The sequence below is a fragment of the Acinetobacter sp. ANC 3882 genome (genome assembly GCF_022549545.1).
In the GTDB taxonomy this organism is placed as follows: domain Bacteria; phylum Pseudomonadota; class Gammaproteobacteria; order Pseudomonadales; family Moraxellaceae; genus Acinetobacter.
Map to the genome: position 1 here is coordinate 434,908 of NZ_JAKZGB010000002.1, position 16,511 is coordinate 451,418.

Annotated in this window: 10 protein-coding genes and 1 tRNA gene; 5 read left to right on the forward strand and 6 right to left on the reverse strand. The window is 43.7% G+C overall.

The features are described 5' to 3' along the window. Positions 1 to 509: 509 nt before the first annotated feature. Positions 510 to 6,404: a hypothetical protein gene (locus tag MMO42_RS07235; protein WP_347005707.1), complete on the reverse strand. Its 5,895-nt coding sequence runs from the start codon at positions 6,402 to 6,404 to the stop codon at positions 510 to 512. 1,836 nt (positions 6,405 to 8,240) lie between these two features. Here MMO42_RS07235 and MMO42_RS07240 point away from each other — a divergent pair. After that, a tRNA-Arg gene (locus tag MMO42_RS07240) sits at positions 8,241 to 8,317 on the forward strand. 41 nt (positions 8,318 to 8,358) lie between these two features. On the opposite strand, the gene MMO42_RS07245 is transcribed toward MMO42_RS07240, so the two are convergent. Then, the gene (locus MMO42_RS07245) at positions 8,359 to 9,657 is read right to left on the reverse strand and encodes an SRPBCC family protein (protein ID WP_241319868.1); all 1,299 of its coding nucleotides are present in this window, start codon (positions 9,655 to 9,657) and stop codon (positions 8,359 to 8,361) included. A 391-nt stretch (positions 9,658 to 10,048) separates the two neighbouring features. On the opposite strand from MMO42_RS07245, the gene MMO42_RS07250 reads away from it, so the two are divergent. Together MMO42_RS07250 and MMO42_RS07255 are read left to right on the forward strand one after the other, a co-directional pair. Beyond that, positions 10,049 to 10,546 (forward strand): YcxB family protein, encoded by a 498-nt coding sequence (locus MMO42_RS07250; RefSeq protein WP_241319869.1) that lies wholly within the window; start codon positions 10,049 to 10,051, stop codon positions 10,544 to 10,546. A 33-nt stretch (positions 10,547 to 10,579) separates the two neighbouring features. Further along, entirely contained in the window at positions 10,580 to 11,221 is a 642-nt protein-coding gene (locus MMO42_RS07255) for a fumarylacetoacetate hydrolase family protein (RefSeq protein ID WP_241319870.1), read from the forward strand. A 97-nt stretch (positions 11,222 to 11,318) separates the two neighbouring features. On the opposite strand, the gene MMO42_RS07260 is transcribed toward MMO42_RS07255, so the two are convergent. Beyond that, positions 11,319 to 12,119 carry a helix-turn-helix transcriptional regulator gene (locus MMO42_RS07260; protein ID WP_005297066.1) on the reverse strand — a complete coding sequence of 267 codons (801 nt, stop codon included), beginning with the start codon at positions 12,117 to 12,119 and terminating at the stop codon, positions 11,319 to 11,321. Between the two features lie 107 nt (positions 12,120 to 12,226). On the opposite strand from MMO42_RS07260, the gene MMO42_RS07265 reads away from it, so the two are divergent. Beyond that, on the forward strand, positions 12,227 to 13,135 hold the full coding sequence (locus tag MMO42_RS07265; protein ID WP_241319871.1) for a DMT family transporter: 909 nt from the start codon (positions 12,227 to 12,229) through the stop codon (positions 13,133 to 13,135). A 37-nt stretch (positions 13,136 to 13,172) separates the two neighbouring features. Here MMO42_RS07265 and MMO42_RS07270 read toward each other — a convergent pair whose 3' ends face one another. Beyond that, positions 13,173 to 14,423 carry a YihY family inner membrane protein gene (locus MMO42_RS07270; protein WP_241319872.1) on the reverse strand — a complete coding sequence of 417 codons (1,251 nt, stop codon included), beginning with the start codon at positions 14,421 to 14,423 and terminating at the stop codon, positions 13,173 to 13,175. A 113-nt stretch (positions 14,424 to 14,536) separates the two neighbouring features. Between MMO42_RS07270 and wrbA the strand changes: the two genes are divergently transcribed. Next, positions 14,537 to 15,136, forward strand: a complete 600-nt coding sequence (gene wrbA / locus MMO42_RS07275; protein ID WP_241319873.1) for an NAD(P)H:quinone oxidoreductase — start codon at positions 14,537 to 14,539, stop codon at positions 15,134 to 15,136. Here the strand turns inward: wrbA and MMO42_RS07280 are convergent. Together MMO42_RS07280 and lgt are read right to left on the reverse strand one after the other, a co-directional pair. Further along, on the reverse strand, positions 15,133 to 15,498 hold the full coding sequence (locus MMO42_RS07280; RefSeq protein ID WP_241319874.1) for a hypothetical protein: 366 nt from the start codon (positions 15,496 to 15,498) through the stop codon (positions 15,133 to 15,135). The two genes, wrbA and MMO42_RS07280, sit on opposite strands and share 4 nt — an antisense overlap. Positions 15,499 to 15,601: 103 nt before the next feature. Further along, on the reverse strand, positions 15,602 to 16,414 hold the full coding sequence (gene lgt, locus MMO42_RS07285; RefSeq protein ID WP_005297058.1) for a prolipoprotein diacylglyceryl transferase: 813 nt from the start codon (positions 16,412 to 16,414) through the stop codon (positions 15,602 to 15,604). Positions 16,415 to 16,511: the final 97 nt, after the last annotated feature.

Genomic DNA, 16,511 nt, shown 5'->3' on the forward strand with positions numbered 1-16,511 from the left:
GGCAATTATTTTGTCAATTGTATAAACCATCATAATTTATTGTTAAATTTAGATTTAAATTATTGAATAAAAAGGTATTTCCTTAGATTTTTTTTTGAATAAATTTACACTTGTATTAATATAGGGTTTTCATCTTAATCAGAAAAATAATAAATTAATCTTTTATATCAGATAATTAAATAATAATTGAGTCGCCATATGCGCGTTATCATCGGGTAGAGAAAAATAAATTTATAAGATTTGTTACTGGTTTGAAAGCAAATATTTCTATGGAGTCTTTTTTGTATAAAGTTATTTTATATCAACTGATTAGGATTTTTGTGCTGATTTTTGAAAATAAAACATTAAGTGGTTTTAGCGTATTTTATGTTCATGTTTGCTTGTTATTAAAAAAAACTTACTAATAGGCGAGAATCTTTTATCTCAATTTGAAATCAATAGATTCGTCTTTGCTCTAAATCATCTAGAGAAAAGCCACCACTTAGAGTGGCTTTTCTGATTTTAAAATCTTAGAAATGATGAAGTGATCCGAATAGATGATCTGTCAGATTCGTTAATGGTGAAGAAACTGAGATGAGATCTGTAATGCTTCCACCATTTGGATTAGGCTCTCCGACTGCGATGCCAGAAGTACTAGAAGAAACCGTGCCTGTGATGGCATTCAAGATGCTATCTACACTATTACCGCCATTGTCATTATTCACATGAACAAGGCTGGTTAGTCCTTCAAACACATTGCCACTACTGAAGATATTACTCATATTATCTTGTAATAGGTCGAGTGTTAGGTTGCTGCTTCCAACAACGATTTGGATGGGTTGAGCAACGCCAGAAATTACGTCACCACCACCGATGCCACCCGTAATACCTCCGAGAATGTCGGTTATTGAGCCAAGAGGGCCGCCATCACCACCACCGATACCGCCAGTGATGCCACCGATGATGCCAGTGACTGCACCCAGAGGGCCGCCGTCACCACCGCCAATTCCACCAGTGATGCCACCAATGATTCCAGTGACTGCGCCAAGAGGCCCACCGTCACCACCGCCAATTCCGCCAGTAATGCCACCGATGATTCCAGTGACTGCACCAAGAGGGCCGCCGTCACCACCGCCAATACCGCCAGTGATGCCACCGATGATGCCAGTGACTGCGCCAAGAGGGCCGCCATCACCACCGCCAATTCCACCAGTAATGCCGCCGATAATGTCGGTTACTGCACCCAGAGGACCACCGTCGCCACCGCCAATTCCACCAGTAATGCCACCGATAATGTCGGTTACTGCGCCAAGAGGGCCGCCATCACCACCACCGATACCGTCAGTAATGCCGCCGATAATGTCAGTTACTACACCCAGAGGACCACCGTCACCACCGCCGATACCGCCAGTGATGCCACCGATAATGTCGGTTACTGCGCCAAGAGGACCGCCATCACCACCGCCGATACCGCCAGTGATGCCACCGATAATTCCAGTAACTGCACCAAGAGGACCACCGTCACCACCGCCGATACCGCCAGTGATGCCACCAATGATGCCAGTGACCGCACCAAGAGGACCGCCATCACCACCGCCAATTCCACCAGTGATGCCACCGATGATTCCAGTGACTGCACCTAGAGGGCCGCCATCACCGCCACCGATGCCATCAGTAATGCCACCGATAATTCCAGTAACTGCACCTAGAGGGCCGCCATCACCACCGCCGATTCCACCAGTAATGCCACCGATGATGCCAGTGACTGCGCCAAGAGGGCCGCCATCATCACCGCCAATACCGCCCGTAATGCCACCAATGATACCTGTGACTGCACCCAGAGGGCCGCCATCACCACCGCCGATGCCGCCAGTGATGCCACCGATGATGCCAGTGACTGCGCCAAGAGGGCCACCATCACCACCACCGATACCGCCAGTGATTCCACCGATGATGCCAGTGACTGCACCAAGAGGACCGCCATCACCACCGCCAATTCCACCAGTGATACCACCGATAATATCGGTTACTGCGCCAAGAGGGCCGCCGTCACCACCGCCAATTCCACCAGTGATGCCACCGATGATGCCAGTGACTGCACCAAGAGGACCACCGTCACCACCACCGATGCCGCCAGTGATGCCACCAATGATGCCAGTAACTGCGCCAAGAGGGCCGTCATCACCACCGCCAATTCCACCAGTAATGCCACCGATGATTCCAGTGACTGCACCAAGAGGGCCACCATCACCACCACCGATACCGCCAGTAATGCCACCGATGATTCCAGTGACTGCGCCAAGAGGCCCACCGTCACCACCACCGATGCCGCCAGTAATGCCACCGATGATTCCAGTGACTGCGCCCAGAGGGCCACCATCACCACCGCCAATTCCACCTGTGATACCACCGATAATTCCAGTGACTGCGCCAAGAGGACCGCCGTCGCCACCAATTACACCGCCAATGGTTCCAGTAATGATGTCGAGAGGGTTGCCTCCTTCACCACCAAGTACGCCGCCAACAACACTTGTGACTAGATCGAGAGGACTACCACCTTCACCACTGAGAACACCACCAACAATGCCAGTGACCACATCGATCGGGTTGTAATCTCCACTAATAATGCCGTCTACGCTAGCAGTCACACCACCGACTGCGCCTGTGACAGTACCCAAGACACCCGTGCTATCAGCATCACCTGTCACAACAGTGACAAGATTAGTGACAGGTGTAACCAGATCACCATGCGATATGCTATTTAAATCGAGTACAGAGATTGCATTGCCAGAGAAGTTGATCGGGATAGTAATTGGAGTCACCATGTTGGTACCATCTCCAACGCCATTGCCGATACCATAGTTTTGGTCGCCATTACCTGCACCAATACCGTTGCCGATACCACCAGAGCCATTGCCGACAGAACCATTATTTTCAGTGTCATTATCTTGGAAGTTATTATGTGTGGTCGTTGTTGCATTATTGGTTGAGGTTGAAGTTGCTGTACCAAATAAGGAAATTGCATTACCTGAGAAGTTAATTGGGATCGCAATTGGGGCAACAAAGTTTGCATCATCTGCAATACCATTGCCGATACCATAGTTATGTTCACCATTGCCTGAAGCGATACCATTACCAATACCACCGCCAGAACCAACACCCGTGCCGCCGCTATTACTATTATTGGTGGTGTCATTGTCTTGGAAATTATTCGTGGTTGTCGTAGATGAGTTATTGGTTGAATTCGAGGTTGCATTGCCAAAGATCGAGAAAGCATTCCCTGATGCATTTACAGGCGTTGTGATCGGGATAATGATACTTGCATCATCTGCAATCCCGTTGCCGATACCGTAGTTATGTTCACCATTGCCTGAAGCGATGCCATTGCCGATACCACCTGCGCCATTCGTAGCATTACCGCCGCTATTGCTGTTATTGGTTGTATCGTTGTCTTGAACATTATTGTTGGTCGTTGTTGAAGAGTTGTTGACTGAGTTTGAGGTTGCATCACCAAAAATTGAGAAGGCATTGCCTGATGCATTTAATGGTGTGGTAATTGGGATTACGATACTCGAATCATCTGCAATACCATTGCCGATACCGTAGTTGTGTTCACCATTGCCTGCGGCAATACCATTCAGAATTCCTCCAAGATCACTACCAGAGCCAGTTCCTACGCCACCGTTATTACTATTGTTTATCGTATCGTTGTCTTGGAAATTGTTATTGGCTGTTGTAGAGGAGTTGTTGATTGAGTTTGAGGTTGCATTACCAAAAATAGAGCCCGCGTTACCTGAGAAATTAACAGGGCTGGTGATTGGCGCCACCACATTGGCATCACCGCCAATACCATTACCAATACCAAAATTATGGTCGCCATTGCCAGAGCCAATGCCATTGCCGATACCACCGCCAACACCATTACCTGCACTACCACCTACAAGTGTACCGTTATTGCTATTGTTGGTGGTGTCATTGTCCTGAAGGTTGTTGGTTGTTGTGGTTGAACCATTATTGACAGAAGTATTGGTTGTATCACCAAAGAATGTCCAGGAATTGCCTAAACCATTGACTGGTGCTGTCACTGGCATGGTGACACTTGCATCATCACCGTTACCATTGCCGATACCGTAGTTATGTTCACCATTGCCTGCACCAATGCCATTGCCGATACCGCCGCCAACACCGTTACCTGTAGTACCACCGACACTTGTACCGTTATTGCTGTTGTTGGTGGTGTCGTTATCTAGCACCGTATTGGTTGTTGTGGTTGCTGCATTATTGTGGGATGCATTATTGGCATCACCAACGAAGGAAAACTCATTACCTAGACCATTGATCGGAGTGGTGACAGGGGTAACGACATCAACATCATCACCATTGCCATTCCCAATGCCATAGTTTTGCTCACCATTGCCTGCACCAACACCACTGAGTAAACCACCCACCCCGTTACCAGTACCAGTACCACTACCAGCACCTGTACCATTATTGCTATGGTTGATGTTGTCATTGTCTGAGACGATATTGGTTGTATTGGTTGTCGCGGTATTGGTTGAGGTATTGCCTAGAGCATTAGAATTAGAGTCATTATCAAGTCCAGAAATGTTGTTACCCATGAAATTGATTGGCGTTGTGACTGGAGATGTCCAATCTGCATCGTCGCCATTGCCATTCCCAATACCGTAATTATGCTCACCATTACCAGCACTTACACCATTGAGTAAGCCATCTGCACCATTGCCTGTTGCACCAGTTACACCCGTACCGTTATTACTATTGTTGGTTGTGTCATTGTCTTGTACATAGTTAAGCGTGTTGGTAGAACCATTATTGACAGAACTAACATCGCCACCGCCGATAACACCGGCTGAATTACCTAAGACATGAACAGGTGTTGTCCATGGGGCTGTGATATCAACATCATCACCGTTACCATTGCCAATACCATAGTTCTGTTCACCATTACCTGCTGCAGGACCATTCGCTAAACCACCAAGGCCATTACCTGCATTTGTACCAATGCCATTGTTGCTATTGTTGGTTGTATCGTTGTCATAAACAATATTTGATGTGTTGGTTGGCGCTGTATTGACGGAGTCTACATCACCGCCAACGCCCGCAACTGAGTTACCAAGAACTTGGACAGGTGTAGTAATGGGTGTCGTGACACTTGCATCATCGCCATTGCCGTTACCGATACCATAGTTGTGTTCATCATTGCCTGCGGAAACACCATTGAGTAAGCCACCAGTACTCCCATTGCCTGTTGCACCAACACCGCTGTTGCCATTATTGGTGGTATCGTTATCTTCAATCACCGTAGAGGCATTGGTTGGGGCGGTGTTCACTGAGTTAACATCACCACCACCAATTGCTGAGACTGAGTTGCCTAGGCCTTGGAAAGGTGAGGTCACAGGGATGGTGACGCTTGCATCGTCGCCATTACCATTGCCGATACCATAGTTTTGTTCACCATTGCCTTCTGCTGGACCGTTGGCGATACCACCAAAACCATTGCCAGCTACACCAGTCGCATGATTGCTATTGTTGGTTGTGTCATTGTCTTGAATATGTGTGGTCGATGTCGTTGCTGCAGTGTTGACAGAATTCACATCACCACCGCCAATTGCGGAGACTGAATTACCTACAGCTTGTACAGGTGTGGTCCATGGTGTGGTGATATCTGCATCGTCACCATTGCCATTGCCGATACCGAAGTTATTTTCATCATTCCCTCCAGATACACCGTTCAGTAAACCACCCTCATTACCATTGGTCGCTGACCCAACACCATTGTTGCTGTTGTTGGTTGTGTCATTGTCTTGAATTGCTGTACTTGAACTGGTCGAAACGTTGTTCACGGAATCGACATCGTGTGTGCCTATACCTGAAACTGAATTGCCAATTGCCTGAAATGGTGCAGTGACGGGTGCAGTGAAGCTGGCATCATCACCGTTACCATTACCAATACCGTAGTTCTGTTCGCCATTGCCAGCAGCAGGGCCATTTGCTAAACCACCAAGACCATTACCAATGACATTCGTAGCTGAGTTATTACTATTATTTGTGGTGTCATTGTCCTGAATATTGGTGGTCGATATTGTTGTTGAGGTATTGACTGAATCTACGTCACCTCCACCAATCCCTGAAATTGAGTTACCGACAGCCTGTACTGGTGTGGTCCATGGTGTGGTGATATCAACATCTTCACCATTGCCATTACCAATACCGTAGTTATGTTCACCATTGCCAGCAGAAACGCCATTGAGTAAGCCGCCATTATTGCCATTGCCTGCTGCGCCGATACCGTTGTTACTGTTGTTGGTCGTGTCATTATCTTGAATATTTGTATTTGAACTCGTTGACGTATTATTGGCAGAAGTTACATCACCACCACCAATCCCTGCGACGGAATTACCGATGGTTTGGAATGGCACCGTGATTGGTGTTGTAACGCTTGCATCATCACCATTGCCATTGCCGATACCATAGTTTTGTTGCCCGTTGCCTGCCGCCGGACCGTTGCCCCAGCCACCAAGACCATTGCCAGTACCCGTGAGGCCCGTACCATTATTGCTATTATTTATGGTGTCATTGTCATGGATCGTACTGGAGGTACTGGTTGTTGAGGTATTCACTGAATCCACATCACCGCCGCCAATGCCTGCAACTGAATTACCCACGGCTTGCACAGGTGTGGTCCAAGGCACTGTTACGCTTGCATCGTCACCGTTACCATTGCCAATACCATAGTTATGTTCACCATTTCCTGCACCAATACCGTTAAGTAAACCAGCACCTACACCATTGCCAGTACCAGCGACACCAACGCCATTATTGCTGTTGTTGGTCGTATCATTATCATCAATTACACTGCTATTTGTTGTTGACGTGCTATTAAGTCCATTGACATGACCACCACCAATCGCTGCCGCTGAGTTGCCTATTGCTTGGAATGGCGCCGTAACAGGTGTGGTGATACCAGCATCGTCACCATTGCCATTACCAATTCCATAATTTTGTTCACCGTTACCAGCGCCAATACCATTTAATAGACCACCAGCACTGCCATTTCCAGCAGCACCTATGCCAGTATTACTGTTGTTGGTTGTATCATTATCTTGAATCTGAGTTGAAGATGTTGTGGGTGATGTATTCACCGCGTTGACATCAGTATCACCAACGGCAGCGATTGAATTGCTTATTGCTTGAACTGGTGTTGTCCATGGCACTGTTAGGCTGGCATCATCGGCATTGCCATTTCCAACGCCATAATTATGTTCGCCATTGCCTGCCGCGATACCATTAAGTAAGCCACCAGCATTGCCATTGCCAGCTTGGGTACCTGTATTACTATTATTCACAATATCATTATCGTGGATTTGAGTTGTTGATGTTGTTGGTGTTGTATTGGCTGTCGTAATAGGCGCAGTGGTGCCTAGCCATGAAAATGAATTGCTGAAGGGTTGAAATGCTGCTGTGAAAGAGGGGGTAAAGCTAAAATCGTTTGCGTTACCTAATCCTGGACCGTAGTTGTGACTACCATTACCTGCCGCTATGTCGTTAAGCAAACCGCCATGACTCGTATTCGTACCATTGTTTGTATTGGTTGTGGTACTGCTGTCTTCGATTACTGTATTTTGTACAGTGGGTACTACAGTATTAACCGAAGAGGAGGATCCTTGGCTATTGCTAGAAAGAGACAGAATACTTTTAATGGGTGATAAAATATTTTTAAATAACATATCGATATACCTATAATTATTGGAGTTTTGTTTTATTTAAGTTTAATAATTATGTGACTCCTGTCTCATAATCTGTTTATTAGTATTTATTAGTTTTCTATTTGATGTCAATAATGTAGTGTGTATCATATTTTTAAAGAAATATAAAAGTGAAATAAAACAGGAGGCTATATCGGGGTTTAAAGATAAATGGTTAAAATCAAAAAGATATTATAAAAAAGTAGATTGTTAATAAAAAATACAAAGTTTAGATTTGAATTAAAACTTTCTAAAAATAATATTTATTTGAATTTTAATAATAATTATTGCTGTTTTTGCAGAGAAATTGTCTTCAGACTTGGCCTGAAAGAGGGAATATGGATGTACAGTTTGGGCCGAGAAAATTGGATGAAATGTTAGTCAATACACATTAAAAAACCAAATAATGCCGAATCTATAGCCAGTTGAGCGTGATCTTGTGAAAAAGGTCTTATCATTTGGGGAAAAGTGCGTATAATGCCCTCCATCAAATATGCGCTCATAGCTCAGCTGGATAGAGCACTTGGCTACGAACTAAGGGGTCGGGAGTTCGAATCTCTCTGAGCGCACCAATTTGAAAAAAGAAACCGCTTAATTGCGGTTTTTTTGTGTCTCAAGTTTTTGCTTTGATTTTTTGTACAAAAACAGCATTGCCACCCACAGCGGGCAATACATCATGATAAGGCAAGCTGCGCATGGCTCTTAATAGGAAAGGAGCTTTCTCATCGATTTTCATCGCACTGGTCATTTTAAATAAAGTCCCTTGATCTAAACTCGTAAATCGCATTTGGCCTTTAATAAAACGTAAATCACCACCATTGGCATAAAAATTATTTTCAATACTTTGTGGATAGTTAAAACGCAGTTTAAATGCAAAAGGGATATTGATAACGCCAAGGCCCACATTGACCTGAATATCTGCATCTTGTGCCTGATTTTGGATTGGTGTGGTGATTACCTTTTTGATCTGTCGGGGAAATAGCTCTTGATAAGCCAAGGGTGTCAGCCATTTTTGTAATTGCTGCGGTGTTTGTTTATAAAACTGATAGGTCGTGGTAAAGCGCATGGGTTCCCGCCCATGCGTATAAAGCATACTGGTCGGCGCATGAATAATACTGACAGGTTGTTGAGCGGTTTGAATCAGTTGGCTAATTTTTGTGAGTTGAGCCGTACTCAACTGAGGATTAGGAATTTGTCCTGCATTGAGTGGAGCCATATTAGGCTTAATAAAACGATTTCTTAAGGCTTCTAGAATAAAAGCATTACTCCCACTTGGGATGCCCAGTTTTGCTTCTGGAATTGCATTGAGAATTTTCTTAAAAATAAAACCTTTAGGCTGGTTTAAATCGCCCCATTGAGTCAGGGTGATTAAGGTCCGATGTTCATCCAGTGCAAACCACTCAAATTTGCCTGCCCCATAAGGAATGGGGGCATCGATGACCAAACTGGCAATGCTATTGGATTTAATTTGGTGCTGTAAGGTGACATCTTCATTGAAATTGAGAACTGGAATGGGGGTCGGAATGGAAACCCGATACTTCATTTGTACAATGTTGCCTGATTGTTCAAGTGGCTTGGCAGACTTGAGTGTGGGAAATAGACCCACATATTGACTGAAATCAGTCAGTGTTTTGGCCACTTGCTGGGCATTGACTGGAACAATGATTGCTGCTGAATTAAAACTGGCAGTGGGTTGGGGGTTACTTTTTTGCGTTGGGATCGAGGTTTTTGTGGCAGGATGCCCATAGATGAAAATATTGTTTTGGGCATAACTGGCCAAGAGTTGTGGGTTGTTCTGAAAGGGCTGTAAGGCACTCGGAATATTGTCATTCCATGACAGGATTTGTGCAGTACTATTTTGTGCCACTGCCACAAAAATGCAGAGACACAAGAGACGATTCAAATAAGACATCACATTCCTTTGATTTTTAATCCGTGATTGCATTGAGTGTATTGAAGACCTTGATCAACACCGCTTATTAATAAGTTTTTTTGTGCATAAAAAATAGTCGCATTGTGTAAAACCTAGGGAAATATTCTTTCGTTCGAGGCGGTTTAGATATTTACTTTTTATTAGTTCTATAGCGCAACAGGATTTAAATTAAATAAAAGGGTATTTGAAAAATTCTGACAGAATATTGATTTATAAAATGAAATGGTTGAATGAGAGGAAAGATAAATAAGCATAGAAATGAAACGGCGATATCATTTAAATTTTGTATTAAATCACCAGAAATGTGATTGCCCGTTGAATCATTTATGTTCTAATAGATCAGTTTTTTTCAAATGTTAGAAATCTAAAAATGTCTGAACAACCTCCAACGGTATCTGTACGCTATTATCTTAATCTAGAAGAATCTCAAGATGGTTTTGCTTTGGTCACGTTCGGCAAAAAAACGTTTAGTCGCTTTTTAACCCCCGTGATTAGTATTGCGATTATCTTGTGGGGTGTTTATTTAGGGTTTTCTGGAGTGGGGCGTTATTACGTTGCACTCGGCGCTTTTTTCCTGATTATGCAGGGCCTAATGCGTTACTGGTTTTTGCCTATGTTGTTTAAACGTCAATTTGTACGTTATCAATTTGGTAAAAGCGAACAAGGGATTGATCTTTATCAAGATCATTTTGAACTTTATGCCGCAGGTAAAAAGCAAACAGCACAGTATGCAGAAGTACAATCTTTTGCTATTGGAAAGCTGACCTATATGTTAGAGCTTAAAAGCCATACTGTCGTCATTGTACCTAAACGAGCATTTAGCAATTCTGCAGATCAAAGCAAGTTTGAAAATAGTTTTAAAAAGTAAATTTATTGACGGTTGAAAGAACAAGGAGTTTTCATGAGTACACGTCCTTCAAAAATTGTTTGTGTGGGTCGAAATTATGCTGAACATGCGAAAGAGTTGGGGAATGCCATTCCTGATCGCGCGTTGCTGTTTATCAAACCACCCAGCAGTCTTGGTTCTTTGACACAAGGGGTAAGCTGGAATCAAGCATTAGGTGAGTGTCACTATGAATGCGAAATCTGTTTGCAAATTGCACATCCTTTATCACAAGAAACAGATCCATCCAAAGTATTAGAGGCAATTGGTGCAGTAACCTTAGGTCTGGATTTGACCCTACGTGATTTGCAGAGTGATTTAAAATCCAAAGGCGAGCCGTGGGAACGTGCCAAGGCATTTGATGGTGCATGTATTCTGGCCGACTGGATTGAAGCGGACGAAATTGGCGATCTGCAAGAGCTTGAACTGATTTTAAATATCAATGGGGTTGAACGTCAGCACGGTTTTAGCAAAGATATGATTTTTGATATTGGATCATTGCTTGTTGAGATTAACAAATCGTTTAGTTTGGAAGCTGGTGATGTGATCATGACGGGTACCCCGGCAGGTGTTGGTGCTTTACGTGCCAATGATCAATTGACCATGAAATTGATTACTCAGTCTGGCGAATACGATTGGGATACTTTTGTAAAAGCATAAGTTGAAATACGATGGCGCTGGTTTTGCAATCAGCGCCATTTTTTATATCTCAACAAATGTAATTTTGTTCTCGCCCAAATACAAACTCAGTCACATGTTAACTGCCTTGATACAGTTTTCGAAATTGGTCAGGGGTAAATTGCATCCAGCGTTTAAACATATAAATAAAAGCCGAAGAGCTGGCATAACCTAAGTCCAAAGCAATATTTTCAATGGTTTTACCTTGATTTAGCATCGACATCGCTTTCATCACTTTTAAACGCTGCCGCCATTCATGCAATGACATTCCGAGCTCTTTTTGGCTATAACGAGCGAGGGTTCGTTCAGTCATATTGATCATTTGTGCCAGTTCTTCCAAAGTACTGTTATCGGCAGGAAATTCATGTAAATGGGTCAATATTTTGGCCAGTGCAGGATGTTGTGTTGTGGGTAAATAACTCCCAACAAGCTCAGCATGGGTGAGTGAGTCGAGTAACACTTGAAGCAAGCGTAAATACTCTGGATCCTGTTCAGAAAAGGGATATTTACGGATATGTTCGAGCAACGCAGAAACCAATGGGGCAGACAATAAGATACCAGCCTGTTGAGGCATGTTTTGACACAGCGACTCATGCACGTACAAAGTGCAATGAGTGACCTCGTTACGATTGATACCGCTGTGTTGTAAATGTGGTGGCAGCCAGATCCCATAGGGTGGTGGGGTTAAATAATGAATTTGATCAATATTCACCTCTAACACACCATCAAAAGCGTAGATAAATTCTCCCCAAGCGTGCGCGTGTTGTGGGTAGAAGGTCTCAGCGGGTGCATCACGAATCTGCAGCCATAAGGGTGCTGGAATATCGTTATAGGTCGGGATTGCCTGAAAATCTTGAATTCTGTGTGCCGATTTTTTCATAACATGAGAATTGCCTGAAAATACGCATCTATTGTCGTATTTTCACTATATCATGAAATTAAGACAGACTTATATTGGTGCTCAAATGAGAGAATAAGGAGCACGCGATGGATGAGCGTAAAGCATTAGATGCAACGGCATCGGGTCTGATGATTGTACTGTGCATGATTTGGGGACTACAACAAGTCATCTTAAAAATGGCAGCTCCTGATATTTCTCCCTTAATGCAAATCGCGCTCCGTTCAGGTTTGGCAGCCATACTCCTATTGCCGTTGCTGTATCTCGATAAGACCAGCCAGCTTTTGAATCGTCAGAACTTAAAAGCAGGTGTATTGGTTGCTGTGTTATTTTCCTTGGAGTTCTTTTTACTGGCGCAAGCTTTGCAATTGACCTCAGCTTCGCATGCGGTGGTGTTGCTCTATACTGCTCCGATTTTTGTGGCCTTGGGTTTGCACTGGAAACTCCCTTCTGAGCGCTTAAGCATACTGCAATGGAGTGGGATCGCGATTGCCTTTTTCGGAATTGTGGTAACTTTCTTGCGGGTGGATAACGGTACGGATTCTGTGTTGCAACAACAAATGTTATGGGGCGATTTACTTGCGCTTGCGGCAAGTATCGCTTGGGCAGCAACCACCATCACGGTTCGTTTATCTTCCCTTGCACAAGCTGCAGTGACACAAACTCTGTTTTATCAATTGGCGGGTAGTTTTGTATTGTTGTTTGGATTGGCTCTTATTCTTGGTCAAGGTACGATTCACTTTACGCCGCTTGTGATCGGAAGTCTGGCATTTCATACCTTGATCGTTTCTTTTGCGAGTTTTCTGGCGTGGTTCTGGTTATTACGTAATTATTTGGCATCTCGACTCGGTGTATTTTCTTTTCTGACCCCCTTGTTTGGTATGGCTTTTGGTATGTGGTTATTGGATGAGAAGATTGAGTTGAATTTTGTGATTGGTTCGAGCTTGGTTTTGCTGGGTATCGTGGTGGTGAGTTTACAAGGCTGGCTCAGAAAATAAAAAAAAGACCTCAACTGAGGTCTTTTTTTTATTTTCTTTATTTCTGTTCAAAGATTGTAGACAGGGGAATAGACAGTTTGGCCGCTAAATAGTCGTTACTTTCAACCAATGACGGGCCAAGTCGTTCTATCCATTCATCATCCTGATGGATATGTTCGACATCATGACGTAGCGGCAGAGGATAAGGAAGCGCGGTGAAGAAACTCCAAAAATCCACCTGTGCCAGATTGCGGACCAACACATATTCATCTTTATCGGTTCGCATAATCAGATTTTGTTGTTCGAGTTGGATGATATAGGCAGGCAAACGTCCCAATTCACCACGACCGATAATATTCAAAAGCTCTTTTTCACTAACACTTTGACCGATTTGTTGTTTCTTATAAAACAATTCCAGAATATCGAGCAGCATTAAAATCGGATGACGCTTTTGTTCTTTGCCTGAATGAAAGGCAGTCAGAGCGTAACTGATTTCGACACCCAATAAGATAATATTCCAAGACAAATAGATCCACAGCAGGAAAATCGGTACTGCTGCAAAGGCACCATAGACGATTTCATAACTGGTGAAGTTGCTCATCACCCAGCCAAAAAAACGTTTTAAAACTTCAAAGACCGTGGCACTAAAGCAAGCAGCGATGAAGGCTGAAAACACAGGAACAGTCCGATTGGGAATGGTCCAATATAAAATAAAGAAACCGACAATGGTCAGAACAAAAGAGATTAGCCATAACAGGAACGAACCATCTAACTGATAACCTGCAAAGTTATTACTCAGAATATTCATTGAAGCCACTGTAGAAGACAGCACAAAGGCGCTGCCCAAAATAATGGGTCCCAGTGAAATAATGGTCCAGTAACGCATGAATCCGACTAAGCCTGTGCGTGTCTCTTTGACGCGCCAAATCCGATTAAATACATTTTCAATCGAAGTCAGCATCAGCACCGTAGTGATAAAGAGAAACAGCACACCAATGATGGTCAGGTTGCTGGATTTCTCGGTAAAGGCATTTAAGGCTTTGTCAAAGGCGATGGTGCTTTTTGGTAAGAAGTTACTATAAATCAGTTGTTGCAGTTGTTGTCTGGCAGGTTCCAGTGCTTTGATGGAAGAGATTATCACCAAAAACACAGTCAGCATCGGAACCACAGCAAACAGTGTGGTATAGGTGAGACCTCCCGCTTGTTCTCGGCAGCGATCTGCTTCGAAACGTCGTAACACAAACACAATAAATTGAAACCATGTTTTCTCTAAAAAGGGCAGATTTTTTAGATAACGCTTTAAGATCATGGGTTCTATCCTAGTTATTTTTAATAAAAATCCGGTGTAATCACTGGATTTACTACAGCTCAAAAAGTAAAAAATGTCGTATAGTGTTCTTTTTAACAAAATTCTTGAAAGTGATGCAACCTTACGTTCTTGTTCTTTATTACAGTAAATATGGTTCAACCAAGCAAATGGCGCATCTGATTGCCGATGGAATTGAAGCGGCTGGTGTCACTGCTCGCATTCGAACCGTACCGAATTTGGCCCCTGTTGTGACTCAAGCGGAAGCCAGTATCCCAGAAGATGGTGATATTTATTGTAGTTTAGATGATCTGACGCATTGTTCTGGTTTAGCCTTGGGTTCACCCACACGTTTTGGCAATATGGCCAGTGAGATGAAGTACTTTTGGGATCAAACGACCAGCTTATGGTTAAATGGTGCGTTGCATAATAAACCTGCTTGTGTGTTTACCTCTTCGGGTTCAATGCATGGTGGGCAGGAAAGTACATTATTGACGATGTTACCGCCGTTGTTTCATCATGGCATGATGATTATGGGATTACCAAATTCAATCCCCGCATTATCCAATACCAAAACTGGTGGAACACCCTATGGCGCTAGCCATGTCAGTGGGCCAAGACATGATCAAAGTATCAGCCAAGATGAAAAAATCTTATGTGAAGCGCAGGGTAAACGTTTAGGTGATGTCGTGAAGGCATTGGCTGGAAAACTTTAAGCCAAAGAAGAACGATAGTGTTGACCAATTTTGACCAACGTCCAGAATTGGAGATTGTCGGTCGGATAGGGAATGGGGTGTTGCTTCGGATCAAGTAAATCTATTTTTCCTTTTTCTGCCGCTAAAACAGCATAGACATAATCAAGCAGATCGAGTGCTGTAAAAACTTGTTTATAGGCATCTTGTAATTCGGCATTTTGGTTGGCAAAACAGACGCGATGTGGCTGATCTTGCTCGTTAAAACTCAGCCCGAGAGATTTTTCAATTTGGATGACAAGGTGTTGATTAAGCTGCAAGGGAGATAGGCTAAGAACCAGCTCATGCACTTTAAAGCTGGCAAGATGCTGACTTTGTTGCTGCATCGACTCTCTCCTGAATGGAATAGAATCAATATACGCTGTTTCTGAAAGATTGATAAATGGCTTAAGTCGTCGGCCTAAAAAAGGGAGCATTCGCTCCCATTTTTTATTTCTTTAACTGCCAGTCATAAATATTTTTACGGTAAGCGTACCAGATCATCCATAGACCAATAATAATCATTGGGAAACTCAGGATTTGTCCTTTGGTCATCCAGCCAAATAAAATGTAGCCTTGGTCTGCATCGGGTTCGCGGAAGAATTCCATAAAGAACCGAGCAATACCATAGCCGACGAGAAACACTGCTGAAACAGCCATACGTGGGCGAGGCTTAGAACTGAACCACCAAAGTACGATGAACAGGATCAGACCTTCACAGAATGCTTGATAGATTTGTGATGGATGGCGAACCAGACCTAATGGATCGGTTGGGAAAATCATGCCAAATGGATAGCTTGGATCTTGGACTTGACGACCATAAAGTTCACCACCAATAAAGTTACCAAAACGTCCGAACATCAAACCTGTTGGTACACATGGCGCAATAAAGTCCAAGGTCTGGAACCATGTCTTTTGGTATTTCTTACACCAAAACAGCATTGCAATCATGACACCAAGGAAGCCGCCGTGGAAGCTCATGCCGCCTGTCCAGACTTGGAATAACCACAGTGGATTTTCTAGGAATTTATCAAATTCATAAAACAGGACATAGCCGACACGACCACCCAGAACCACACCCAGCGCACCGTAAAAGACTAGGTCAGAAACCATGTCACCTGTCCAGCCATCACGTTGTTTAGCGCGATACGATGCCAAACCCCATGCACATAGAAAAGCCAAGAGATACATCAGTCCATACCAGTGCACTTTGACTGGTCCTAAGCTCAGCGCAACCGGATCAATATTTGGATAGGTCAGCATTGCTGTTCCTCAATTTTATATTTTGAGCAGATTGTAGCGGAATGATGTTAAAAATGTTGTACATTCAATGTGAAAGATCAATGTTCCGAATATGTGA

Coding starts and splice junctions, on each gene's coding strand:
- MMO42_RS07245 (WP_241319868.1), bottom strand. CDS start 9,657: ATGTCTTATTTGAATCGTCTCTTGTGTCTCTGCATTTTTGTGGCAGTG.
- MMO42_RS07250 (WP_241319869.1), top strand. CDS start 10,049: ATGTCTGAACAACCTCCAACGGTATCTGTACGCTATTATCTTAATCTA.
- MMO42_RS07255 (WP_241319870.1), top strand. CDS start 10,580: ATGAGTACACGTCCTTCAAAAATTGTTTGTGTGGGTCGAAATTATGCT.
- MMO42_RS07260 (WP_005297066.1), bottom strand. CDS start 12,119: ATGAAAAAATCGGCACACAGAATTCAAGATTTTCAGGCAATCCCGACC.
- MMO42_RS07265 (WP_241319871.1), top strand. CDS start 12,227: ATGGATGAGCGTAAAGCATTAGATGCAACGGCATCGGGTCTGATGATT.
- MMO42_RS07270 (WP_241319872.1), bottom strand. CDS start 14,423: ATGATCTTAAAGCGTTATCTAAAAAATCTGCCCTTTTTAGAGAAAACA.
- wrbA (WP_241319873.1), top strand. CDS start 14,537: ATGCAACCTTACGTTCTTGTTCTTTATTACAGTAAATATGGTTCAACC.
- MMO42_RS07280 (WP_241319874.1), bottom strand. CDS start 15,498: ATGCAGCAACAAAGTCAGCATCTTGCCAGCTTTAAAGTGCATGAGCTG.
- lgt (WP_005297058.1), bottom strand. CDS start 16,414: ATGCTGACCTATCCAAATATTGATCCGGTTGCGCTGAGCTTAGGACCA.